The 23386-nt window shown below is 67.1% G+C and carries 23 protein-coding genes; 12 read left to right on the top strand and 11 right to left on the bottom strand.

Annotated features, from left to right (window positions below; genetic code table 11):
- Window positions 1–3: 3 nt before the first annotated feature.
- The 3 genes from FBY28_RS01560 to FBY28_RS01550 are packed head-to-tail and all read right to left on the bottom strand — an operon-like array spanning window position 4 to window position 2825.
- Complete coding sequence (locus FBY28_RS01560; RefSeq protein WP_141863724.1) at window positions 4–696, bottom strand: cysteine hydrolase family protein; 693 nt, start codon at window positions 694–696, stop codon at window positions 4–6.
- Window positions 693–2099 (bottom strand): allophanate hydrolase, encoded by a 1407-nt coding sequence (locus FBY28_RS01555; protein ID WP_141863722.1) that lies wholly within the window; start codon window positions 2097–2099, stop codon window positions 693–695. Before FBY28_RS01555 ends, FBY28_RS01560 begins: the two co-directional genes overlap by 4 nt.
- Window positions 2100–2156: 57 nt before the next feature.
- Window positions 2157–2825 carry a GntR family transcriptional regulator gene (locus FBY28_RS01550; protein WP_216847431.1) on the bottom strand — a complete coding sequence of 223 codons (669 nt, stop codon included), beginning with the start codon at window positions 2823–2825 and terminating at the stop codon, window positions 2157–2159.
- 124 nt (window positions 2826–2949) lie between these two features.
- On the opposite strand from FBY28_RS01550, the gene FBY28_RS01545 reads away from it, so the two are divergent.
- Window positions 2950–3573, top strand: a complete 624-nt coding sequence (locus tag FBY28_RS01545; RefSeq protein WP_141863719.1) for a PaaI family thioesterase — start codon at window positions 2950–2952, stop codon at window positions 3571–3573.
- Window positions 3574–3580: 7 nt separating this feature from the next.
- Here FBY28_RS01545 and FBY28_RS01540 read toward each other — a convergent pair whose 3' ends face one another.
- Window positions 3581–5581, bottom strand: a complete 2001-nt coding sequence (locus FBY28_RS01540) for an FUSC family protein (RefSeq protein WP_141863717.1) — start codon at window positions 5579–5581, stop codon at window positions 3581–3583.
- A gap of 131 nt (window positions 5582–5712) precedes the next feature.
- Here FBY28_RS01540 and FBY28_RS01535 point away from each other — a divergent pair, with 131 nt between their 5' ends.
- Window positions 5713–6423: an EthD domain-containing protein gene (locus FBY28_RS01535; protein ID WP_141863715.1), complete on the top strand. Its 711-nt coding sequence runs from the start codon at window positions 5713–5715 to the stop codon at window positions 6421–6423.
- A complete protein-coding gene (locus FBY28_RS01530) occupies window positions 6420–7175 on the top strand; it encodes an enoyl-CoA hydratase/isomerase family protein (protein WP_141863713.1) in 756 nt (251 codons plus the stop codon). The genes FBY28_RS01535 and FBY28_RS01530 overlap by 4 nt, the downstream gene beginning before the upstream one ends.
- A 4-nt stretch (window positions 7176–7179) precedes the next feature.
- Here FBY28_RS01530 and FBY28_RS01525 read toward each other — a convergent pair whose 3' ends face one another.
- Window positions 7180–7371: a (2Fe-2S)-binding protein gene (locus tag FBY28_RS01525; RefSeq protein WP_141863711.1), complete on the bottom strand. Its 192-nt coding sequence runs from the start codon at window positions 7369–7371 to the stop codon at window positions 7180–7182.
- A gap of 477 nt (window positions 7372–7848) precedes the next feature.
- On the opposite strand from FBY28_RS01525, the gene bfr reads away from it, so the two are divergent.
- The 4 genes from bfr to FBY28_RS01505 all read left to right on the top strand — a co-directional run bounded on the left by bfr (window position 7849) and on the right by FBY28_RS01505 (window position 11522).
- Complete coding sequence (bfr, locus tag FBY28_RS01520; protein ID WP_141863709.1) at window positions 7849–8340, top strand: bacterioferritin; 492 nt, start codon at window positions 7849–7851, stop codon at window positions 8338–8340.
- Between the two features lie 84 nt (window positions 8341–8424).
- Entirely contained in the window at window positions 8425–10569 is a 2145-nt protein-coding gene (locus FBY28_RS01515) for an MDR family MFS transporter (RefSeq protein WP_141863707.1), read from the top strand.
- A 42-nt stretch (window positions 10570–10611) separates the two neighbouring features.
- Window positions 10612–11094 (top strand): carboxymuconolactone decarboxylase family protein, encoded by a 483-nt coding sequence (locus FBY28_RS01510; protein WP_141863704.1) that lies wholly within the window; start codon window positions 10612–10614, stop codon window positions 11092–11094.
- Window positions 11091–11522 carry a hypothetical protein gene (locus tag FBY28_RS01505; RefSeq protein WP_286177628.1) on the top strand — a complete coding sequence of 144 codons (432 nt, stop codon included), beginning with the start codon at window positions 11091–11093 and terminating at the stop codon, window positions 11520–11522. The genes FBY28_RS01510 and FBY28_RS01505 overlap by 4 nt, the downstream gene beginning before the upstream one ends.
- Here FBY28_RS01505 and FBY28_RS01500 read toward each other — a convergent pair.
- Genes FBY28_RS01500 through FBY28_RS01490 form a run of 3 tightly spaced genes read right to left on the bottom strand, consistent with a single transcriptional unit; the run spans window position 11511 to window position 15126 of the window.
- Window positions 11511–12845, bottom strand: a complete 1335-nt coding sequence (locus tag FBY28_RS01500; protein WP_141863702.1) for a cytochrome P450 — start codon at window positions 12843–12845, stop codon at window positions 11511–11513. The two genes, FBY28_RS01505 and FBY28_RS01500, sit on opposite strands and share 12 nt — an antisense overlap.
- 30 nt (window positions 12846–12875) lie before the next feature.
- Window positions 12876–13349: a nuclear transport factor 2 family protein gene (locus tag FBY28_RS01495; protein WP_141863700.1), complete on the bottom strand. Its 474-nt coding sequence runs from the start codon at window positions 13347–13349 to the stop codon at window positions 12876–12878.
- Entirely contained in the window at window positions 13339–15126 is a 1788-nt protein-coding gene (locus FBY28_RS01490; RefSeq protein ID WP_141863697.1) for an N-acyl-D-amino-acid deacylase family protein, read from the bottom strand. The genes FBY28_RS01495 and FBY28_RS01490 overlap by 11 nt, the downstream gene beginning before the upstream one ends.
- 92 nt (window positions 15127–15218) lie before the next feature.
- On the opposite strand from FBY28_RS01490, the gene FBY28_RS01485 reads away from it, so the two are divergent.
- The 3 genes from FBY28_RS01485 to FBY28_RS01475 all read left to right on the top strand — a co-directional run bounded on the left by FBY28_RS01485 (window position 15219) and on the right by FBY28_RS01475 (window position 17741).
- Entirely contained in the window at window positions 15219–16115 is an 897-nt protein-coding gene (locus FBY28_RS01485; RefSeq protein ID WP_141863696.1) for a dienelactone hydrolase family protein, read from the top strand.
- 83 nt (window positions 16116–16198) lie between these two features.
- The gene (locus FBY28_RS01480) at window positions 16199–17305 is read left to right on the top strand and encodes a glycosyltransferase (RefSeq protein ID WP_141863694.1); all 1107 of its coding nucleotides are present in this window, start codon (window positions 16199–16201) and stop codon (window positions 17303–17305) included.
- 43 nt (window positions 17306–17348) lie between these two features.
- On the top strand, window positions 17349–17741 hold the full coding sequence (locus FBY28_RS01475) for a hypothetical protein (protein WP_141863692.1): 393 nt from the start codon (window positions 17349–17351) through the stop codon (window positions 17739–17741).
- Here the strand turns inward: FBY28_RS01475 and FBY28_RS01470 are convergent.
- Window positions 17731–18261: a winged helix-turn-helix domain-containing protein gene (locus FBY28_RS01470; protein WP_216847430.1), complete on the bottom strand. Its 531-nt coding sequence runs from the start codon at window positions 18259–18261 to the stop codon at window positions 17731–17733. The genes FBY28_RS01475 and FBY28_RS01470 overlap by 11 nt on opposite strands.
- A gap of 60 nt (window positions 18262–18321) precedes the next feature.
- A complete protein-coding gene (locus tag FBY28_RS01465; RefSeq protein WP_141863690.1) occupies window positions 18322–19077 on the bottom strand; it encodes a MetQ/NlpA family ABC transporter substrate-binding protein in 756 nt (251 codons plus the stop codon).
- Window positions 19078–19245: 168 nt separating this feature from the next.
- Between FBY28_RS01465 and FBY28_RS01460 the strand changes: the two genes are divergently transcribed.
- Together FBY28_RS01460 and FBY28_RS01455 are read left to right on the top strand one after the other, a co-directional pair.
- Window positions 19246–20697: an APC family permease gene (locus tag FBY28_RS01460; protein WP_141863688.1), complete on the top strand. Its 1452-nt coding sequence runs from the start codon at window positions 19246–19248 to the stop codon at window positions 20695–20697.
- Window positions 20694–22046, top strand: a complete 1353-nt coding sequence (locus FBY28_RS01455) for a glutamine synthetase family protein (RefSeq protein ID WP_141863685.1) — start codon at window positions 20694–20696, stop codon at window positions 22044–22046. The genes FBY28_RS01460 and FBY28_RS01455 overlap by 4 nt, the downstream gene beginning before the upstream one ends.
- On the opposite strand, the gene FBY28_RS01450 is transcribed toward FBY28_RS01455, so the two are convergent.
- Complete coding sequence (locus FBY28_RS01450) at window positions 22047–23345, bottom strand: cytochrome P450 (RefSeq protein ID WP_141863683.1); 1299 nt, start codon at window positions 23343–23345, stop codon at window positions 22047–22049.
- Between the last annotated feature and the right edge of the window lie 41 nt (window positions 23346–23386).

Raw genomic sequence — 23386 nt, 5'->3', positions numbered from 1 at the left:
CGATCAGGCGGCGTCGATGGTCAGGGTGTGCAGGGCGGTGAGGACGGCGGTGCTGTCGGCGACCCAGCCGAAGATCCCGCCCTGTGCGGCGATCATCTCCAGGCCGATCCGATGGAACTCCGGGAAATACGAACCGACGCAGTCGGATACGACCAGACATTCGTATCCGCGGTCGTTGGCCTCGCGGGTTGTGGTGTGCACACACACCTCGGTTGTGACACCGGTGATCAGCAGTTGCGTGATGCCCGCCCCGGCGAGCACCTCGGCCAGTTCGGTGTCGTAGAACGCGCCCTTGCCCGGTTTGTCGATGACGACCTCACCGTCGAGGGGGCGCAGCTCGTCGATGATGTCGTGGCCGTACTCACCACGGATCAGGATGCGGCCGAACCTGCCCTCGTCGCCGATTCGCTTGCTGGGGACGCCGCGCCGGAGTTTGGCCGGAGGGCAGTCCGACAGGTCGGGCCGGTGCCCCTCGCGGGTGTGGATCACCATGACGCCGGCCTCTCGTGCCGCTGTCAGAAGTGCCGCGAGCGGCGGTACGACCTTCAGCAGCTGCCCGACATCGTTTCCGAGGCTCTCACCGAAGCCGCCGGGCAACAGGAAGTCTCGTTGCATGTCGATGATGACCAGCGCGGTTCGACCGGCAACCAGGGGGAATGGTTCGGGTGTTGCGGCAATGGCGACGTGCTGGCTCATACTCGCTCCTCGACGGCGGTGGCGACCGGAGTGCCGGGGGTGGCGCTGCAGCGCGGCTCGTCGAGAATCTGCGCGGCGATGTGCAGCGCGAGGTCGTCACGCCGGGCGGCCGACAGCACGGTGGCACTGTGCGGGCGGCCGTCTTGTGTGCGGCCCAGTGGGATTGCCACCCCGAGCAGATCGAGCAGGTTGCCGAAATGGGTGTAGTGCCCGAGCATCGTGTTGGTGTCGATCGGCCGGGCGAGCACCTCGTCGACGGTGAAGGTGGTCCCGATGGTCGGCACCACCATGGCGTCGATATCGCACCAGATCCGGCTCACCTCGGCGCGCAGTTCCTGCAGTCGCTGTAACGCGGCGAACGCGTCGACGGCGGTGTATTTCGCGCCGCTGCGCAGGATGTCCCTGACCACCGGGTGTATCGAGTCCGGTTCAGCAGCAAGGAAATCGCCGAACACGACGAGCCGCTCGGCCACCCACGGGCCCTGGTAGAGCAGCTCGCCTGCGGCGAGAAAGGGCGCCAGCGACACCTCGACGGTGTGCACCTGACCCGCGAGGCGGCGGCGAAACGCCTCGTGCGCACGTGCCATCTGCTCGTCGCCGAAGAACTCCAGTTCGTCGATGGCAGGCAATCCGAGCGTGATCGGCGCACCCGTGTACCGGGGCCCGCGGTCACGCGACCAGGCATCGGCGTCGTCGCGGCCGGCCATCACGTCGAACACCCGGTCCACGTCATCGATGCACCCGGCCATCACGGTGATGCAGTCGAGCGACTTGCAGGCCGGTACCAAGCCGACGGTGCTGATCAGTCCGCGTGATGGTTTGAAGCCGATGACGCCGTTCAGTGCGGCGGGCACCCGGCCGGACCCAGCGGTGTCGGTGGCGACGGCGAACGGGATCTGGCCGAGCGCGACGGCCACTGCCGAACCGGAACTCGAACCACCGGAAATCAATTCGGCGCCATACACACTGCGCGGGATGGTGTGGGGGGTGCGGGTGCCGTTGAGGCCGGTGGCGAACTGGTCCAGGTTGGTCTTACCGACATACAACGCGCCGGCGTCGAGCAGTCGCTGCACCGCGGGCGCGGTCTCGGTCGCCAGGTAGCCGAAATCGGGGCAGGACAGGGTGGTCGGGACCCCGGCGACATCGATGCTGTCCTTGACCCCGAACGGCACACCGTAGAGGGGCAGGGTACGTGCCCCGGGGCGTCGTTCGATCTCGGCGGCGGCGTTCAGCAGTTCGGCTCTGGGCACCGTCGACAGCCACGTGCCATCGTCACCGCGGGCAGCTATGGCATCGGCAACACGAGCCGCGGTCTTGGTGGGTGATCCGCTCCCGCTTTCGTGCGACGCCAGTATCTCTGCCACCGACGGCCCGACGGTCGGGCCCCACACATCTGAATCCATATCTGTCGATTGTCGACAGAATCGTGGCGATCTCGGTACGGCCGTGTGTCGATCTTGTTAGCGATCCGGCAGCTCGAGAAACTGGAGATGACCGTGCTCGGCCAGCGCGGTGATGACAGTGGCGGGGTCATTGGTCTCGAGTGCGGTCAGGATGGCGCGATGCCGGTCGAGCCCGTCGCGGGCCCGGTGGTGTCGAGCCTCCTCGCGAAGGTTCATCGCCATCGGGAGCTGCAGCTTGAGCAAGATCGGTGCCAGGGCGATGTCGAGTTGCCGATTTCCGGCCAGCGCCACCACGGCAGCGTGGAAGCGGCGGTGGGCATCGTCTCGGTCCAACTCGTCGCGGGCCCGGGCCATCTCGTCCAACGCACGGTGGACCGGCTCGAGGTCGGTGGCCGGATCGGCCAGCGGCAGCGCCAGCTCGATGGCGTGCCGCTCCAGGACGTTGCGCAAGGCGAACAGTTGGAGGATGTCGGTCGGAGACCACACGGTGACCCGGGATCCGCGTCGCGGCAGATGCTCGACCAGGCCCTGTTGGGTCAACAAGCGCAGCGCCTCGCGTAACGGTGCCCGGCTGATCCCGAGATCGGCGCAGAGCTGTTCTTCGACCAGTTTTTGGCCCGGTGGCAATGCGCCGCTGAGGATGGCGGCCCGCAGCCGGTCGGCGGCCACGTCGACGAGGGTCGCGGGCAGCCCCTGTCCCGGGCCGGGCATCCTTGGTGCCGCCATGGCTACGGTTGTCACCTTCCCCGCGTCGTGTCGCCGGCATCGGTCTGTCGCGACCATAGCGTCATGGGGTGGACACGGCGCGAGGCGGCTCGACAGAGTCTCTAGAACGTGTTCTAGTTCTGGGATGTTGGACTTCACCCACGAGGACCTCAGCGCCGAGGAGGTCGAACGGCTGCGCAGCATCTACGGCCCACTCACCGAATCGGTTCGCCGACTCGTCGATGCGACCATCCGAACCGAAACCGACGCCGACACCGTGGCGGCGGCCAAGTCGCGCATCGACGAGGCGACTGCCGCGCTGCGCGGTAAGCAACTCGACGGTGCGTTCGGTGTGCGGTTCACCGCCCACGGCGATCGGATGCCGTGGGGTAACGCCGTGATCGGCCTGCGCAACCCGATCGCGCCGCCGTTGGCGGTTCGCCGCGCCGACGACGGTTCGGTATCGGCAGATTTCGTGCTCGGCGCCCCCTACGAAGGGCCGCCGGGACATGTGCACGGCGGTATCGCCGCGCTGATCCTCGATCACGTCCTCGGCGAGGCTGCCAGCCCGGCCACCAGTCCGCGGCTGACCGGAACCATCAGCGTGCGATATCTGCGTCCGACACCGCTGGGCGCGCTGCGTGCCGAAGCGGCGATCGTGCGTACCGAGGGCATCAAAACCTTTGCCGCGGGCACGATATCGGACGGCTCCGGACCGACAGTGCAGGCCGAGGGGGTGTTCATCCAACCCAGGTGGGCACGGGGGTGACGCCGGCTCACCCCACCTGGATATCGCTTGCGGCTACCTCGGTGACCACCGCGGTGATGGTGGCGATCTCGGCGACGAGTACCCGCTCGGCGCCGTCGGCGTCGGTCAACAGTGCCGCCGCGGTCCGCACGCCGGCATTGGCGGCGAGCAGCGCGTCGGTATCGACACGCCATGGCGCGGCCGGCGTGGCGGGATCACCCGACAACGCCTTCACGTACTCGTCGACGGCCGCGACGAATTCCCGGTTCAGGTCGACCGGCGGATGCGCGGGCAGGTTGGCTTCCAACGTGGCGCATGAGGTGGTGACCGCGTTCAACGCCGCTCGGTAGGAGCGCATCCATCGGCGTAGCTGCTGCCAGTCGGTTCCCGTCGCCCCGGCGGTCGCCTCGAACGCGGTGCGCGCACTCACCGCCCTCGCCCATGCCGATTCCAGCGCCTCCTTCGGGTGGTCCAGGTCGTGCACGAAGGCCCGCACGACCATTGCCGCATAGTCGATCTCGGTCTTGAGCAGCTCGCCTGCGCGCTGCCGCAACCGCACCAATGCGTTGTCCGGTAGGGCGACGTGCACCGTCACCGCCAGTGCGCCGCCGATCAGTACCGCGAGCAGGCGGTCGGCAATGGCGGCGGCATCACCGGTGCCACCGGTGTTGAGCAGCAGGACGAGGGCTGCCGCGATGGCCGTGTTCACCGCCAGGTAGCTCACCTCGGCGCTGGCATAGGCCAGCGCGACCAGCAGCACCGCGAGCACCGTCGAGGCAATGGGCGACGGTCCCGACACCGCGACGATGACGGCCCCGAGTGCCACCCCGGCGGCGGTTCCGACGATTCGCCACACACACCGGGTGTAGGTGTGCGCGGTCTCGGGCCGCAACACCATCAGGACGGTGAGCGCAATCCATGCGCCATGGGGCACCCCGGCATACCGCCACACCGCCACACCGATGACGGTGGCGGCGGCCAGCCGGATCGTGTGCCGCAGGATGGGCGAGTACCGGTCGGTCTGTTCGCGCATCAGATGCACGGCCGCGGCCAGCGCGTGCGGCAGACCGGGCCTGCGCAGGTGGGCGACCTGCTCGGGTTCGAACTGCCCGTAGCGCAACTCCACCGCCTCGCGCAGTTGGCCGACCAGGCGCACGGCGGTGTCGCGTAGCTCGCCGCCGACTGCCTGCGCCGAGCCATCCAATTGGCCGATGGCGTGACCGAGGTCCTGCCGAGAGCGACGTCTGGCATGGGCGATGACCGTCAGCAGGTCGGCAGCGGCGCGCAGCAGCCGTGCGACGGCCTCGTCGTCGGTGTGCGCGCGCAGCCCGGTCAGGGACTGCGAAATACGTTCGGGCAGGCCGTACCAGCCCCGGTAGATCGGTGGCCGGCGTTTGGCCATCGCCTCGTTGACGGTGAAGGCCTCCCGCAGCTGCAGCAGCGGTTCGTTGTCGATCTCGGCGGCCGGATCGGTGAGCATGCCCTCGGCGTAGGTCGCCAGCGACAGGTAGGCCCGGGTGAGGGCGCTGCGTTGATCGCGCCAACGCCGCTGCGGCCAGAGCGCGATGAGTACCGCCTGGGTCAGTCCGGCGGCCAACGCCAGCGCGGCCGCACTCACCGCCGCGGATGCCGTCGCCGGCGGCTCGGCCGTCAACAACAGCGCCGCGCCCGAGGCGGCTACCAGACCTGCGTTGGCGCTCAGTGCCCAGTGCAGGCCGGCCACCACGCACCACAGCGCCAGCGCGATCAGCAGGGCCAGATCGCTGCCGCCGGTCAGCGCGCCCAGCAGCACCGCCAACGCCATCTCGGCCGAGACGAGGACCACGATCGGGAACCGGCCCCGGGGGCTGTCCTGTAACGCGCTGGCGCCGGCGACCAACCCGGCCATCGCGGCGCTCGCCACCGCCGACAGCTGAGCCGGGAAGCCCAGCAGTATCGCGGGCACCGTGATCGCCATGACACCGGCCAGGCTGCGGATCACCGCGCCCGAGTCATACAGCGTCAGGCGCAGCCGGCGGCTCGTCGTCATGACGCCATTTTCACCCCAGTCGCACCCGTAACAACGGTGATCCGCCCTTCCCGCGCGCCGTTGTGATCATCGAAACCGGCTGCGATTGCTACGTTCTGATCTTGCTACGTGCTTCTTGCTACGTTCTGATCGTGGAAAAGGTGATGATCACGTTGCGCCGCTCGGCCGCCGACGAGCAGTGGTGCCTGCGGCTGCGGACCGAGGTGGCCGCCGACCTGTCCGGCTCGGGTCTTGCCGGTCTGACGGTCAACGTCCGCGACGATGACGTGCGGGCGTCGATGATGACACTGACCACGTTGGACCCGCCGGTCGTCGCGGTGGTGAGCATCTGGACCCAGCAGTACTACGGGAGCGCGGTCGCGGCGGTGTTGCGGCGACTGGAGAAAGAATGCGATCTGTTGGCCGCCTATCTGGTGACCGAGTCGGTGCCGCTGCCCGCTCCCGAGGTTCCCGTCGGCGCGCGCACACCCGGTCTGGCCAACGTGGCGCTGCTGCGCCGTCCCGCGGATCTGGACACCGCGACGTGGCTGGAACGTTGGCACATCGACCACACGCCGGTGGCGATCGAGACCCAAGCCACCTTCGGTTACACCCAGAACACGGTGGTCCGCGCGATCACCGCCGATGCGCCGGTGATCGATGCCATCGTGGAGGAACTGTTCCCGATCGAGGCGGTATCGGACCTGCTCGCGTTCTTCGGAGCCGCCGATCAGGCCGATCTCGCCGACCGGATGGGGCGGATGGCGGCCAGCGTCGCGCGGTTCGGTGCGGACCGCAATATCGACACGGTGCCCACCAGTCGGTACGTCTGCCGGGCCGAGGGGCTTACGCTGCACGCGTGACACTTTTGATCTCGGATGACAACCGGGTGCGGACCCTGACCCTCAACCGGCCGGAGGCGCTGAACGCCTTCAGCGAGGCGCTGTACGACGCGACCACCGAGGCCCTGCTGGCCGCGGCAGAAGATCCCGAGGTGTCGGTGGTTCTGCTCACCGGCGCGGGCCGGGCCTTCAGCGCGGGCAACGATCTGGTCGAGATGCAGAAGCTGGTCACGGACCCGGAGTACACGCCGGGTAAGCACGGCTTCCGCGGACTGATCGAGGCGCTGACGGCCTTCCCCAAGCCACTCATCCTCGCCGTCAATGGGCTCGGATTAGGTATCGGCGCAACCATTCTGGGCTATGCCGACCTGGCCTTCATGTCCAGCACCGCGCGGTTCAAGTGCCCGTTCACCAGCCTGGGTGTGCCGCCCGAGGCGGCATCGTCCTATCTGATGCCCAGATTGATCGGTCGGCAGAACGCGGCCTGGCTGTTGCTGTCCTCGGAATGGGTCGATGCCGACGAGGCGCTGCGGATGGGGCTGGTGTTCAAGGTGTGTGAGCCCGCAGAGTTGATGTCCGAGGCGCGTTCTCATGCCGAGCTGCTGGCGTCCCGCCCGTTGAACAGCCTGATGGCGGTCAAACAGACGATGATGGAAGCCATCCGCCCGGCGATCGCCGCGGCGTCCGAGCGCGAGAACGCCCTGTTCGCCGAGCTGCTGGGCCAGACCGCCAATGTCGACGCGCTGGCGTCGTTCAACGCCGGACGTAGCTGACAGGTCAACCCGCGGCGTGCACCGGGCACTCGCTGGTGCGGGCTGCGGCCAGAATCGCCCGCACCGTTCGGCGACACCGGCCGCAGTCCGAGCCGGCGCCACAGGCGTCGGCAACCTGTCGAGACGTCGTCGCGCCCGCCGCGACGGCGTCATGCACCGCCTGGGTGGTGGCGCCGGTGCACAGGCAGACGAACATCGGATCAGGCCGCCATGCTCGTGTTGCCGGAATGGTACTTCGGGATAAGTATCGCGGGGTGGAGTGCCGAACGCGCGCCATTCATCGACAATGAAATCCGCGCGAAATCGAAATTCAGGTGCCGAGACGCGACTGACGCGACCAATTCGTCGGAATGGCACGGGGATAAAGAACAATGGCGTGAGGAATTCGCGTGGTGGGTCATGATTCCCCCTTCGCTCACGCGTATCCCTCGGCGCTGCCGACACCATCGCCTGCAAGTTAGGTCATCGTAACCTAACTAAGGGTAGCCAGTCCATAACGTTCTCCCGTAGTTGTCCAGTAGTTGGGTTTGCCTTGCCTACGGCACGCCGTAGCCGCGTAAAACTCTGCGACGAACCGCCGCCGACACCCTCGCTGCGGCCTTCCGGCTCGGCTAGATTCGGGTGCGCACGGCTTTGGCGACACTTGACAGCCCTCAAGGTGCTTAGGAGCAACATGCAAGGCGATCCGGATGTTCTGAAACTGCTCAACGAGCAGCTGACGAGCGAACTCACGGCGATCAATCAATATTTCCTGCATTCCAAGATGCAGGACAATTGGGGATTCACCGAATTGGCGCGTCACACACGCGAAGAATCCTTTGAAGAGATGCGCCACGCGGAAACGATCACCGACCGCATTCTGCTTCTGGACGGCTTGCCCAACTACCAGCGCCTGTTCTCGCTGCGGGTCGGGCAGACGCTGCGCGAGCAGTTCCAGTCGGACCTGGCCATCGAGTACGAGGTGGTCGAACGTCTTCGTCCCGGGGTGATGATGTGTCGTGAGAAGGGTGACGCGACATCAGCGGGCATCCTGGAGACCATCCTTGCCGATGAGGAAAGCCACATCGACTACCTGGAGACCCAGCTCGAGTTGATGGACAAGCTCGGCGAAGAGCTGTACTCGGCACAGTGTGTGTCGCGCCCGCCGGGTGTGGGTACCGCCTAGGTTGCGCGGTCGTCCGGCTCGCCGGCCGCGGTATATTAGGTAGCAAGGCTAATATTTCGCTGGGTCGGGGAGGACCGGGGAACCGTGACGGCCACTGCCACGGGTACGAGTGCCGCCGGCACACAAATCAGCCTGCAGCGCCGCAACATCATCTTCGTCTCGGTGCTGTTGGGGATGTTGCTGGCGGCGCTCGACCAGACCATCGTCGCCACTGCGCTGCCAACGGTGGTCGCCGATCTCGGGGGAGCCGGACACCAGTCCTGGGTGGTGACCAGCTACCTGCTCGCGTCGACCATCGCCACGGCGATCGTGGGAAAGCTCGGCGATCTGTTCAGCAGGAAGTCCGTATTCCAGGTCGCGGTGGCCTTCTTCTTGCTGGGCTCCGTGCTCTGTGGCTTGGCCGGTTCGATGGCGATGCTGGTGGGTGCGCGCGCCTTACAGGGCATCGGTGGCGGCGCGTTGATGGTGACCGCCACCGCCGTCATCGGTGAGGTGATCCCACTGCGTGACCGCGGCCGCTATCAGGGCGCGCTCGGCGCGGTCTTCGGTGTCACCACCGTCATCGGCCCGTTGCTCGGTGGGTTCTTCACCGACCATCTGTCGTGGCGGTGGGCGTTCTGGATCAACGTGCCGGTCGCGGTGGCGGTGTTCCTGGTCGCCACGGTCGCCATTCCCGCGCTGGCTCGCACCTCGCGCCCCGTGATCGACTATGCCGGCATTGCCCTGGTCGGTCTCGGCGCCTCGGGCCTGACGTTGGCCACCAGCTGGGGCGGCGGTGAGTACGCCTGGACATCCACGGTCATCATCGGTCTGTTCGTCGGCTCGGTGATCGCGCTGGCGGCTTTTGTCCGGGTGGAACTGCGCGCACCGGAACCCATTCTGCCGATCCGGCTGTTCGCGGGACGGGTCTTCACGGTCTGCTGCGTGCTGGCGTTCATCGTCGGTTTCGCGATGCTCGGTGCGATGACATTTCTGCCGACGTTCATGCAGTTCGTCGACGGCGTATCGGCGACCGTATCCGGTCTGCGCACCCTGCCGATGGTGGCTGGCATGCTGATCACCTCCATCAGCAGCGGATCGATCGTCGGCCGGACCGGACGGTACAAGATCTTCCCGGTCGCCGGCACCGCCGTCATGACCGTGGGTTTCGCGTTGTTGTCCACCATGGATGCGCACACCGCGTTCTGGATGCAGTCGTTGTATCTGTTCATCCTCGGTGCTGGTATCGGGCTGTGCATGCAGGTGCTGGTCCTGGTGGTGCAGAACACCTCCGACTTCGCCGATCTCGGGGTGGCGACGTCGGGGGTCACGTTCTTCAGGACCATCGGAAGTTCCTTCGGTGCTGCCATTTTCGGGTCGTTGTTCGCCAACTTCCTGTCGAGCCGGATCGGTCAGGCCGTGGCCGACAGCGGCGCGCCCGCGATCGCCGCGCAATCCCCCCAGGCGCTGCGCGAACTACCGCCCGAGATGGCGGCTCCCATCATCGACGCCTATGCCGATGCCCTCGGCATGGTCTTCTTGTGCGCGGCCCCGGTGGCCTTCGTGGGATTCATCGTCTCGCTGTTCCTGAAAGAGATTCCGCTGCGTGAGATGGAGACGGTTTCGGCATCCGATCTCGGCGAAGGGTTCGGCATGCCGACTTTGGAGACCTCCGACGAGATACTGGAGATGGCGGTGGCGCGCATCTTCCGGGATTCTCCCGATATTCGCCTGCGTAGGCTGACCGACCATCCGGGGTGCGAACTCGACATCGCGAGGTTATGGGCCGTCGTGCAGATCTACCGACACAACCAGGTGTACGGGTCGGCAACCTTGACCGATATCGCCGATACGCGGCGTGTTCCCGCCGAGGTGCTTGAGCCGACCTTCCAGCGGTGCGTCGATACCGGTTACGCCTTGCGCACCGGCGACCAGCTCTGGTTGACCCAAGCCGGTGCCGAGCAAGTGCAGGTGGTGATCGATGTGCTGGTGAGCAAGCTGATCGACCGCCTCACCGGGGCGAGCGCAGCGACGGGGGATGGGCACGGGGCGAGCGCAGCGACGGGGGATGGGCACGGGGCGAGCGCAGCGACGGGGGATAGGCACGGGGCGAGCGTCAGGTTCGCTGCCCGGCCCGACCGTCTCCAGGTGGAAGCGGCACTGGAACGGATCGCCCATCGCATGATGGTCCAGCCGCAATGGGTGGAGGATCGCGACGAACTGGCCCGCGCCGACCCATCAAAGAACTAGAACACGTTCCACTTCGGTCGTCATCGGCGTACGGTTGCGCACATGAGCCGTATCGGAGATTTCGCTGACGACGATGCCGCCGCCTGGATCACCAAGTCGCCCGATATCGGGATGGCGATGGCGGGCTACACCCACGCCGTCTACAACAAGAACCGGCTGCCCATGCGGGTGCGGGAGTTGGCGCGCATGGTGATCGCACTGAACAACGAGTGCGTGGTGTGCCAGAACACCCGCGACTCCGAGGGCGTGGCGGCCGGCGTCGATGAAGACCTCTACGACCACGCGGCGGTGTGGCAGACCTGGCCGGGGTTCAGCGACCAGGAGCGGGTCGCCGCCGAGTTCGCCGAGCGATTTGCCAACGACCACACCGCTCTGCGTGACGACGAAGACTTCTGGGCTCGCTGCCGTGAGCAGTTCAGCGATGAATTGCTTACCGATCTCGCGCTCTCGTGTGCGATGTGGCTCGGGATGGGGCGCATGCTGCGCACGCTCGATATCGGCCAGTCCTGCAAGATCACCCTTTGAGCAGTCCCGCCGTGGCGGTTGCGCTCACCTTCGTCTGGTTGGGCATGGTGCTGGCGATCTCGTTTCTGGAGGCGCCGCTGAAGTTCCGGGCTCCCGATGTCACCCTGCGCATCGGACTGGGTATCGGGAGGCTGGTTTTCCGCGCGCTGAACACCGTCGAGACGGTGCTCGCCCTACTCATCGGCACGGCCTTGACGCTCTCCTCGGCACGCGGGCCCGCTCTTATCGGATTCGGCGTTGCCGCAACAATGTTGGCGGTCCAACTAGTGGCGGTCCGGCCACGACTGAGCCGCCGGTCCGATGCGGTGCTCGCCGCGCCGTCGGGAGGCGGCGAGCCCGCGCGGTCACGGGCGCACTACGCCTATGTCGGGTTGGAACTGGTCAAAGTGGCGGCGCTCATCGTGACCGGTGTCGCGCTACTGCGTTGACGCCGCGGCATGCGGGCATCCCGGTGACGTCGCCACCGCGTGCCGGGCACGTACACGGATCCGCGCCCCGCGGTGCGGCATCAGGATCACGCTCTTGACGCGGCGCCGCTCGCCCGGAGCCGTCGTGGTGTCCAGGTCGACGCGTCGCAAGACCTCGCGCAGCACGATCCCCATCTCCACGAGCGCGAAGTTCGCACCGAGGCAGCGCCGGTTGCCGCCACCGAACGGCAGCCAGGTGGTCGGGCTCAGCTGGGCGTCGAGCATCCGGTCGGGATCGAACTTCTCGGGATCGGGATAGCGATCGGCGTCGGCGTGCACCAGCCCGATCCCCGGCGCGACCATCACACCGGCCGGAAGTCGATAGCCGCCGATCTCGACCTGTTCGGTGAGAACCCGTCCGACGTCGAAGACAACCGGGCGAATCCGCAGGATCTCCTTGCACACGGCATCCAGGTAGGCGTCATCGCCGTCGCGGGCCGCCGCGGTGGCCCTGGCGAGTAGATCCGGGTGCCTGGTCAGTCGCTCCAGCGCCCACGACAGTGCGGTCGCGGTGGTGTCGTGTCCGGCGACCAACAGCGTCATCAGCTGATCGCGCAGCTGTTCATCGGACATCTCGCCGGTGCGGATCATCATCGCCAGCGCATCGGTCCGGGATTCCAGCGCCGGATCGTCGCGCCGGTCGGCGATCTCGGCGTACAGCAGCTCGTCGGCTGCACGCAGTCGCTCGGCGAAGGGCCGCCACGGCGTCAGGCGCTGCAGGCCGGGAGTGCTGATCGCCAGTGACTCCCAGATTCCCACGCTGAGTAGCTTGGGCATGACGCGCTGCAGTGCGGCCAACCGGTCGGGGTCGCTGGCACCGATCACCGTCCGAAGGATCACCTCCAGGGTGATCTCGGCCATCTTGGGCGCCACCGCGAAGCGCCGGCGTAGGGGCCAGTCTTCGATATTGTCGGCGGCCACCCGGGCGATCACATCGGTCTGTCTGGCGATGGCCTCGCGGCCGAACGGTGCCAGCATCATCCTGCGTCGTTGCCGGTGTTCATCCTCGTCGATCACCAAAACCGAGCTGGCACCCAGCAATCCGGTCAGCATGGAGTTGGCTTCGCCGGCGTGGTACACGGCTGGGTCGCCGCTGAACACCGTCTTGATATCGGCCGGGTCGGCCAGGTAGACCACCGTGCCCATCGATGCGATGCGCAGCGTGAAAACGTTTCCGTACCGACGTCGACAGCCGGCGATCAGCCGAGGCCAGAATTTCATCAGCAGTGCTGCCTGCAGACCCGGCGGCAGCGGAGGTCCGGGCGGCAATGCCAATTCAGTCATGTGTATGAGTCTACGGACGGGTGCAACCCCTCACAGCCGACCGGTCGCGTCGTACACCCATGACATGTCGGCGGTGGCGAAATCCGAGAGCCAGTTCGCGGGCGCATGGTTGGTCAGGCCACCCATGTCCCAATAGTCCTTCCACAGGGTGATCCGGTCGTCGACGACCCGGTGGACGGTGACGAACGGCAGCACCGCTCGCTCGCCGGTCGGCCACGTCCACGTCTCGGAGTGCTCGTACATGACATGCGGCCCGTCGGCGACGAGCAGGCCGTCGTGATTCTCGTAGGCGGCCAACGATTCCAGCCCGATCTTGAGGCGCTTGACGATGTCCTGCGGACCGCGGGCTGCCGCGGCCGGCCCGACCGGCATGTCGGCGTAGATGCAGTCCGGAGCAAGGAAGGTGGCGACCTCCGCCCAGTCGCGGCGCGACAGTGCGCGCCACATGCCCAGTACCGCAGCCGATTCGGCGCAGTGGGCCGCGCCGACGGTGTCAGACGGCATCGGCCAGCGCGCTCTGCTCGGCGCCATGGGCGGGGGAACGGTGCGCGGCCCGCAGGAACCGACCGGTGCGGTCCCGGCCCACCGATTCGGTGGCGTGCCCGTCGATGAACACCGCACGTCCGCCCACCAGCACGGCCGCGACGGTGTCGTCGTTACGGTTGACCATCCGCGACAGCCCTCCGTAACAGTCGACGGGCTCCTCGGCGTAGTCGTCCAGGCCTGCGTCCAGGCGCTCGGGATCGATGATCACGACATCGGCCCGATCGCCGATGCGAAGGTGACCGGCGTCGAGGCGGTACCAGTCGGCGAGCTCGCCGGTCAACCGGTGCACCGCTCGCTCGATGGTCATGAACTCCCGCCCGCTGTTCTGGGCATCGCGCACGTGGCGCAGCAGTCGCAGGCCCATGTTGTAGAACGCCATGTTGCGCAGGTGCGCTCCGGCATCGGAGAACCCGAGCTGGATACCGGGCTCGCGGGCCAGCTGTTTGAGCACCTCCGGACGATGATTGGAAATGGTTGTCCGCCAGCGCAGTCCGCGGCCGTGCTCGAGGACCAGATCAAGGAACGCATCGACCGGGTGCAGGCCGCGATCAAGACCCACCTGTCCGAACGATTTGCCGATGACCCCCGCGTCGGGGCACTCGACGATCTGGGCATCGAAGAAGTCCCGGTGCCAGACGCGCAGGCCGTATCTGCTCTCGTAATCCTTGCGGAACTGCCGCCGGTAACTTTCGTCGGCCAGCAGCGCATTGCGTTCCACTTCGTCGCGTAGGTGCAGAGCCGCTGCGCCGGAACCGAACTCCTCGAATACGACCAGGTCGATACCGTCGGCGTACACCTCGAACGGCACCGGGAGATGCTGCCAGCGGAAATTGCCGCCCAGTGCGTTGATCAATCGCGAGGACGGACCCATGATCTTGATCGCGTAGGGGTTGGCCTTGATATCGGCGGCCGAGAGCAGGCTGGTCTTGAGAGGGTTGCGCAGGAACCCCAGCGACTGGGCCATCTGCGAGAGCAGGTTAAGCGGATTCTGGATATCGGGCCCGGATTGCAGGGCTCGACCCGTGCGGCGCAGCAGCGACTTCAACCTGCGCAGCTCGCGCGGTTTGGCGTAGGTCGACGGCAACGTGCGCGAACGGCACGTGTCGCCGTCGATCTTGTCGAAAAGCAGTTGCTGAGAGGACATTCCCACAAATCCTGCGTTCAGGGCCTCGGTCAGCATGCGTTCCATCTCGGCCTGCTCGGCCCGAGTCGGTCGTTGATCGGCGCGGGTGGCTCGGTCCAGGCCCATCACCGCGGTGCGCATGTCCGAATGCCCGATGAACGCCGCGAGATTGGGCCCCAGCGGCAGCGATTCCAGCGCCTGCACGTAACCCTCGGCGCCGGTCCAGGTCTTGTGTTCATCGACGGTGTCGATCACGTACTCGCGTGGGATCGCCTCGACCCTTCCGAACAGGTCACCCGCGTCGGCCCCGCCGATGTGCACGGTGGACAGCGAGCACGAGCCCAGCATCACGGTGGTCACCCCGTGGCGCAGCGACTCGGTGAGCGACGGCCGGGCCAGCACCTCCACGTCGTAATGGGTGTGGATATCGAGCATTCCGGGGATCACCCATTTGTCCGTGGCATCGATCAGCTGCGGACAGTCGGTGTCGTCGAGGTCGTCCGCGCTGACGGCGACGACGTGTCCGCTGCGGATACCGATATTGCGGACGGCGGACGGGGCGCCCGTGCCGTCGAACCAGCGTCCGCCACGGATGATTGTGTCGTAGGTCACCCCGTCATCAGAACAGTGGCGCTGACGGGTGTCAACGAAAATCGTGAACAGATTTGTCGAGGTGTCTACTTCGGGCGCGCATACTCGACACCATGACGCCACTGCAGCGCTATATCGCCGAAGAGATCGCCACCGATCACGTCGACGGCCTGCTGTCGCGACGGGAGGCCTTGCGTCGACTCGCCCTGCTCGGTGTCGGGACGGCCGCGGCCACCGCGCTCATCACCGCCTGCGGGGACGCCAAGCAGGATGTGACCGCGACCAGCACGGAGACGACCCGATCCACGCCGCCGGGGATGGATGCGGCCCGTCCGACGGTCCAGGTCAGCTGGCAGGGGCCGGCCGGGGAACTGCGGGGCGCATGGGCAGAGTCGCCCGATCCACGCGGTGCGATGCTGGTCATCCACGAAAACAAAGGGCTCAACGACTGGGTGCGCTCGGTGGCCGGTCGACTGGCCGGGGTGGGCTACTCAAGCCTGGCCATCGACCTGCTGTCGGCAGACGGCGGCACCGCCGCCTTCGCCGATCCGGCCGAGGCCACCGCCGCGCTGGGCAACCGTCCGCCCGAACAAATGGTGGCCGACCTGCGGTCCGGGATCGCCGAGGTGCGGGCGCGGACTCCGGGCAAGCGGGTGGCGGCCATCGGCTTCTGTATGGGCGGCGGACTGGTGTGGCGCCTGCTGGCGGCGGGTGCGCCCGAGCTGTCGGCCGCCTTCCCGTTCTACGGCCCGACGCCCGATGATCCGGATTTTGGCGGCTCGAAAAGCGTTGCGGTGCTCGGCTTCTACGGTGAGCTCGATCAGCGGGTGAACGCCACCGAACCGGTGGCCGCCGCGGCGCTGGACCGCGCCGGGCTGGTGCACGAGCTGGTCGTCGAGCAGGGCGCCAACCACGCGTTCTTCAACGACACCGGCGATCGGTACGACCCGCGGGCCGCCGAGGACGCCTGGCAACGCACCCTGGCCTGGCTGTCGACCCACGTCGGCTGAGTCGCAAGCGCATTCACCGGCAGTTCACGTCGGTGTCGGCGGCGCGTGACCACCCGAACACAGATCGCGGCTACTCATGGCCCATGAGGGTCGTCCAGGTCGCCAACTTCTACGGTCCGCGCTCGGGTGGACTGCGCACCGCCGTCGATCGGCTCGGCGCCGAGTACAGCGCCGCCGGCCACGATGTCCTACTCGTGGTGCCGGGCGCCGATGCGGGTCGGCAGGTGCTGCCCTCCGGTGTCACGCGGTTGTCCCTTCCGGCGCGCGGCATCCCGTTCACCGGCGGCTACCGGGCCGTGCTGCCCGGACCGGTGACCGCCCTGCTCGAGGAGTTGCAACCCGACGCGCTGGAGGTCTCCGATCGTCTGACGCTCCGCTCGCTCGGACCCTGGGGTCGGCGCAACGGGGTGGCCACCGTCATGATCTCGCACGAGCGACTCGACCGGCTGCTCGGGCAGATCTTGCCGCGCCGCGCGGCCCGCAAGATCGCCGACGCGGCCAACCGACGTACCGCCCGCAACTACGACGCGGTGGTCTGTACGACGGCTTTCGCCCGTGCGGAATTCGAAAGGATCGGAGCGACAAACGTGGCGACCGTGCCGCTGGGCGTCGATCTCGACCAGTTCCACCCGCGCTACCGTTGTCCGCAGCTGCGTGGCCGATGGGCGCGCCCGGAGCAGACCCTGCTGGTGCACTGCGGCAGGCTCTCGGTGGAAAAGCACGCCCATCGCAGCATCGACACCGTTGCGGCCCTTCGTGACTCGGGTGTGGACGCGCGACTGGTCGTCGTCGGGGAAGGCCCACTGCGGTCGCGGCTGGAGCGCCAGGCCGCCGGTCTGCCGGTCGACTTCACCGGTTACATCGGTGACCGCGACACAGTGGCCGCCATCCTCGCCTCGGCTGACGTCGCGTTGGCGCCTGGGCCGCACGAAACCTTCGGCCTGGCCGCCCTTGAGGCGCTGGCCTGCGGCACACCGGCGGTGGTCTCACGCACGTCGGCCCTTGCGGAGATTCTCACCGCCGACAGCGGCGCCGCCGCGGACAACGATCCGCGGGCCATCGCCCATGCCGTCGCCGCGGTGATCAGCCGACCCGAGACGATGCGCAGACACTGCGCACGGCGCCGGGCCGAACAGTTCACCTGGCCCCGGTCGGCGGCGGGCATGTTGGAGGTGTTGGCCCGACGGTGACCAATCGCCGCGGCCCGCGGGCACCGTGTCCTACGATCTGGGCATGAGACGGCTTGTGCTGGCGGTTCCGATGGTGAGTGTGGCGGCACTGCTCGGCGCGGGATCGGCGACCGCGGCCCCCGAACAAGGATGCGCGGTCACCCTGCAGCCGCCCACGGTGGTGCAGGACGCCGGGGTGCGTGCCGTCGTGGCATCGGTGAGTCCGGGCGCGTGCAACCGTGCGGTTCCGCAGCTGCAGGTGGCATGCCTACAGCAGGCCGGCAGTGCGGTGGCCCCGCTGTGCGTGCAATCCGAGGGCCCCGGTACCGCCGAGGTCAGATTCAGCCCGTACACCCCTGGTGCCGGATACATCGTGAGTGGCCGGGTGTGCGCGAACGCGGGCAGCCCGCCGGTGACCTATTGCAGTACCGTCGGCCCGACCACGGTCATCCTGTAGCGCCGTCGCGCAGGTAGTGCACATCGGCGCCCATGTCGAACCGATAGCCGCCGCCGCGGATCGTGGTGATGACGCCGGCATGGCCGCCGAGTTTGACCCGCAGCCGGCGAACATGGGTGTCGACGGTACGCCCGGCTGCGGGCCGGTCATCCCACAGCTGCGCCATCAACTCCTCGCGGGATACCGTGCGGTGCGGGTGTTGGGCCAGGTAGAGGAGCAGTTCGAGCTCCCGATAGCTCAGATGCACCGCGTGACCGTCGACAATGACCGAACGCTGCGAAGGATGGATCCGCAGGCCGCCGGTCTCGCGGGCCGCCAAGCCTGCGCGGTCTGCGGAGGTGATGACGGCCGGTCGGGCGCGTACCCCGGGTATGGAGCGGGCAATCACGCCGGCGTACTCGTCGGCCAATTGAGCCGTGCGCAGCGGAAGTTCGGTCAAGCCCGGCGGCACCTCCAGGATGAGGACGACCTGCACCGGATGCGCTGTCGGCGATGACGTACCCGCTCCCGATTGGTACATCGCTGCATGGTGCCCCAGGATTCGGGTGCCCGCCAGGATTTGGCGCGCGGTGAGCGCAACTCAAAACGCGGGGATGACCTGACCGGAGTACGTCGTCTCGATGAACATCCTGGTCTGCGGCCCGGTGAGCGCCGCGGCCAGCGTCGCGATGTCTGGGTTGCGTTGTCCCGCATGCTCGGTCACCAGATACTCGGCGTAGACGGGGTCACCGCGATCGCAGTGCAGGGCGGTGTCGGTGTGCACGTTGCGTTCCATCGCCTGGTTGCCGAAGAGGAACACCGCGTCGAAATCGTCGAGAGCCGAGGCCATCGTCCAACTGGTCAGTTCCTTGAACACCAGCCGGCGGGGGTTGGCCCGCACGTCGGCGGTGGTGGCCAACTGCCCCGCATCGGGCCGACAGTCCAGCAGGCCGAGCCGGTCGAGCATCATCAGTGACCGGTCGGCATTCACCGCGTCGGCAGGCAACGCCACTTCTGCGTATTCGGGAATCGTTGCCAGGCTGGTCACCCGGCTGGAGTACAACCCGAACGGCTCGATGTGGACCGCGACCACCGGGACCAGTGCGGTGCCGGCCGTGCTGTTGAACTGCTCCAGGAAGGGCAGGTACTGAAAGTAGTTGGCGTGCAATCGTCCTGAGGCCAGCCAGTCGTTGGGCTCGTCGAAACTGTCGAATACGATCACCTGCAGATCGATCTGGGACTCGGCCAGCGCGGTGCGGGCACTCTCCAAGATCTCGGCGTGCGGGACCGGCGATGCGCCGACCCGCAGTGGCCGAAGCCCTTTCGTGCTGACCGATCGGACCGAACTGGTCGACATGTTCGCCAGAGTACTGAAGACTGCACAGCGCGCAAGGTGGTAGTCGCGGCGAATGTGCCGTCATGTTACGGACTTCGGCGCACGCTGACCGCAGCGGTTCTCGAGCGCTCGATGGCGGCCTAGGTTCTGGCCAACAGTCATCGCAGGGCCGAGAAGGATTGGTGCACCATGTCCGAGATCACCGCCGTAGCCGGGCAGCTGAGCGACCCGGCTGAGAGTTCCGACCGGAGGTTGCGGGGCAACCTCGGGGTGGCCTCCATCGTCTTCATGGTGGTCGCCGCCGCCGCACCCCTCGGGGTGGTCGGTGGCGTCTTCCCACTGGGCATCGCCAACGGCAATGGTGCCGGATTCCCTGCGACGTTCCTCGTCTCGACGGTGATCTTGCTGCTTTTCGCGGTGGGCTTCACCGCGTTGACCCCGTTCGTCGACGATGCCGGGGCCTTCTTCTCCTATATCCGCCACTCCCTGGGATTCTCGGTCGGCATCGGGTTCGGCTTCGTCGCGTTGGTCAGCTACGTGGCCCTGGAGGCCGGGGTGTATGGCCTGCTGGGGCCCGCCGGCGTCGGTGTCATCACATTGTTCGGCGGGGCCGAGATCCCCTGGTGGGCCGTCGCGGCGGTCGCATTCGCGGTGACAACCTATCTGGGCCACCGCAACATCGAACTGTCCAGTCGGGTGCTGGGCGTGTTGTTGACCGCCGAGATCGCGGTCATCGGCGTCCTCGACCTGGTGATCGTGCTGCGCGGCGGAGGGGATGAGGGCTTGTCGACGGGCGCGGTCAACCCCGCCACCGTGTTCTCCGGCTCGCTCGGTATCGGCCTGCTCTTCGCGATGCTCAGCTACATCGGTTTCGAGGCCACCGCGGTCTTCCGCGACGAAGCCAGGGACCCGCAGCGCACCATCCCGCGGGCCACCTACGCCGCACTGATCCTCATCGGTGCTTTCTACGCCGTGAGTAGCTGGGCGCTGATCTCGGCATGGGGTGATGATCGCGCCGTCGCCCAGGCCACCGATTCCGGTGGCACCTTCCTCGCCGACATCGCCCAGACCTATATCCGAACCGCGGGTAACGACATCATCACCGTGCTGTACTTCACCAGTCTGTTCGCCTGCATCCTGGCCTTCCACAACGTGGCATCGCGCTACGTGTTCGCGCTGTCCCAGCACCGGGTGCTGCCCGACGCACTCGGGGTCGCGCACTCCGCGCATGGTTCACCACACAAGGCATCGCTGTGGATCTCCGCCGTCGTCGCGGTCGGTATTGCGGCCGCCGTCGTGTTCGGCCTGGATCCGGTGACGCAGTTCTACACGTGGTTCGCGGCCACGACCACGGTGGGATTCGTGGCGTTGCTGATCGCCACCAGCGTCGCGGTGCTGGTGTTCTTCGCACCTGACCGCCGCGGGTACTCACAGTGGCGGGTACGCATCGCGCCGGTATCGGGACTCGTCGGACTCGGTCTCACCCTGGTGCTGATCCTCACCAATCTGGAGGGCCTGGCCACCTCGAATGCGTTGGGGTGGGGCATTGTCGGCCTCCTGATCGTGTCCTTCGTCATCGGGGCGGTCATTGCCCGGCGGGTGGCGGGTGCCGCCGAGGTGAACCCGGTGGTGCACTCATGACCCGCGCCGCCGACACCACAAATTCCTACACCGCGACCGAGGGGCCCGTGCGCGCGCTGTCCGACCGCCTTGCCGACGGCTCGCTGACCGAGATCGAGGTGGCCTGGAGCGATCCGCTGGGACATGCTCAGGGCAAACGGATCCCGGCCGCACAGTTCCTGGACCGGGCACGGGGCAGCGGATTCGCGTTCTGCGAGGCCTCACTGGGATGGAACGCCGACGGCACCGTCATCGAGGGGCTGCGGCTGACCAATTGGGCAGGCGGCTATCCCGACGTGTTCGCCGTGCCCGATCTGTCGACATTGCGCGAGTTGCCGTGGCGGCCGGGCGTCGGGCATGTCGTCTCCGATATCGTCACCCACGACCGCACACCGTCGCTGCTGGATCCACGGGCCGTGCTGCGGCGGGTGCTCGATCGCCTTGCCGCACTGGGCTACACCGCCAAGGTGGGCGTCGAGCTGGAGTTCTATCTGTTGAATCCGGACGGCACCGCCCTGCAGGATGACATCCACGCCTACTCGCTGGAAAACGCCAACGCGCTGGATCCGGTGTTGTCCGACCTCTACGACACCCTTGGTGCGTTCACCCGACTGGAGGGAATCCAGAGCGAGTACGGGCCGGGACAGGTGGAGGCGAACCTGGTCTACACCGATGCGCTCGAGGCCGCCGACGACAGCGCACGGTTGAAGTATGCTGCCAAGGAGGTGGCACGCAGGCACGGCAAGCTCGCCAGCTTCATGGCCAAGCCCTTCGCCGAACACTCCGGAAGTTCTGCGCACCTGCACATCTCGCTCTGGCGGGACGAGGAACCGGCTTTCGGCGAGGTGGACGGCACCGAGAACGACCTCGCCCAGTTCGCCATCGCCGGTCTGCTGGAACACCTGCCCTCGATCACGCTGTTCGGTGCACATTCGGTCAACGCCTACCGCCGTTTCGTGCCGGACTCGTTCGCACCGGCCACGGTCACCTGGAGTCGCGACAACCGAAGTGCCGCTGTGCGTTCGCTTCTGAATCAGGACCCGCGGGCGACCCGCATCGAGCTGCGCACCGGCGGTTCGGATGCCAACCCCTACTGGTTGGTCGCCTCGGCACTGGCGGCCGTGGTGGCCGGTATCGAGGCCCGGCGGCGGCCCGAACCCGCGCAGGCCGGCAATCTGTACGGTTCGGGCACTCCGTTGCCGGATTCGCTCGCGGTGGCGGTGGCCTTGACCACTCAGGACGACACCATCGCCGAGATCCTTGGGCGGGATTCGGTCGCAGACTTCGCGGCGATCGCGCGCTCCGAGTGGGTTGCCTACTCCGGACAGGTCAGCGACTGGGAACGTCGCCGCTATCTGACCACATCCTGATCAGCCGATATCGCGAGCCGCGCCGGGCGTCCAGCGCACCGGCAGCCGCTTGATTCCGTGGATGAACGGCGAGAGAAGGCGGTCCGGTTCGGCGTCGGCCAGCAGATCGGGGAGCTGGCGGTGTAACTCCTGGAACGTCACCGTGATCTCACGGCGGGCCAGGTTCGCGCCCAGACAAAAATGGGCGCCGCCACCGCCGAACCCGAGATGAGGGTTGGGGGAGCGCAGCACGTCGAATCGCCACGGGTCGGGGAACCGGGTCTCATCGCGATTGGCCGAGCCGTACCACATGGTGACCTTGTCACCTGCGGCCATGGCGACACCACCGAGCTCGATATCGCGGGTCAGTGTGCGCCGCATGTAGGCCACCGGCGATGCCCACCGCACGATCTCCTCGACGGCGGTCGGCGCTATCCGGTCGTAGTCCGACCACCACAGGTCGCGCTGCTCGGGATGTCTGCTCAACGCGACGACACCGTGGCTGATGGCGTTGCGCGTGGTTTCGTTACCGGCCACCACGAGGAGGATGAAAAAGGAGGCCACCTCCGCCGACGTCAGCCGTTCGCCGTCGAGTTCGGCCGAGATGAGGGCGGTGGTCAGGTCATCGCGCGGACGCGCGCGGCGGTCTTCGGCCAACGCGGTGGCGTAGGCACCGATATCGATCGCCACCCTGGCGAACTCGTCGAAGTCGGCGGTCAGATCCGGATCTCCGAAGCCCAAAATCACATTGGTCCAATGGAATATCCGGTCGTGATCCTCCTCGGCGATACCCATCATGTCACAGATCACCTGCAGCGGAAGCGGACCTGCCAGTGCCGAGACCAGATCCGCACGGCCATCGGGATGATCGGCGACCATCGCGGAAACGAGGTCGCGGGCGCGCTCGCGAACCGATTCCTCAACCCTGGCCAGGACCCGCGGGGTGAAGGCGCTGCGCACGATGTTGCGCAGTCGACCGTGACGCGGATCATCCATGGCGATCATGGAGCCGAAGTACTCGGCAAGTTCCGGGGTTTGGTCGCCGATGGTGATGTTGGGACTCGAACTGAAGATCTCGGGGTGCCTGCTGGCATAGTGCACGTCGTCGTAGCGGGTCAGCGCCCAGTGTCCGGCCCCGGCATCGACACCCTCGGCCGTGACCGGGGGGTGGAAGGAGATCGGGTCGCGGTGCCGCAGAGTGGCGAACGCGCCGTCGCGGAAATCGTCGTCGCCGCGCCAGAACCGCCAGGACCCCAGATCGACCTCGGACCGGTCGACGGTGCGCGGGGGTGTTCCGTTGCGACGGACCGCGATCGACATGAACCTCAGCATAGATTCGCAGGCGTCGGCGCACGTCGGAA

The sequence above is a fragment of the Arthrobacter sp. SLBN-53 genome, assembly GCF_006715585.1.
Taxonomy (GTDB): Bacteria; Actinomycetota; Actinomycetes; order Mycobacteriales; family Mycobacteriaceae; genus Mycobacterium; species Mycobacterium neoaurum_A.
This window is presented reverse-complemented; position numbering and strand designations above follow the sequence as displayed.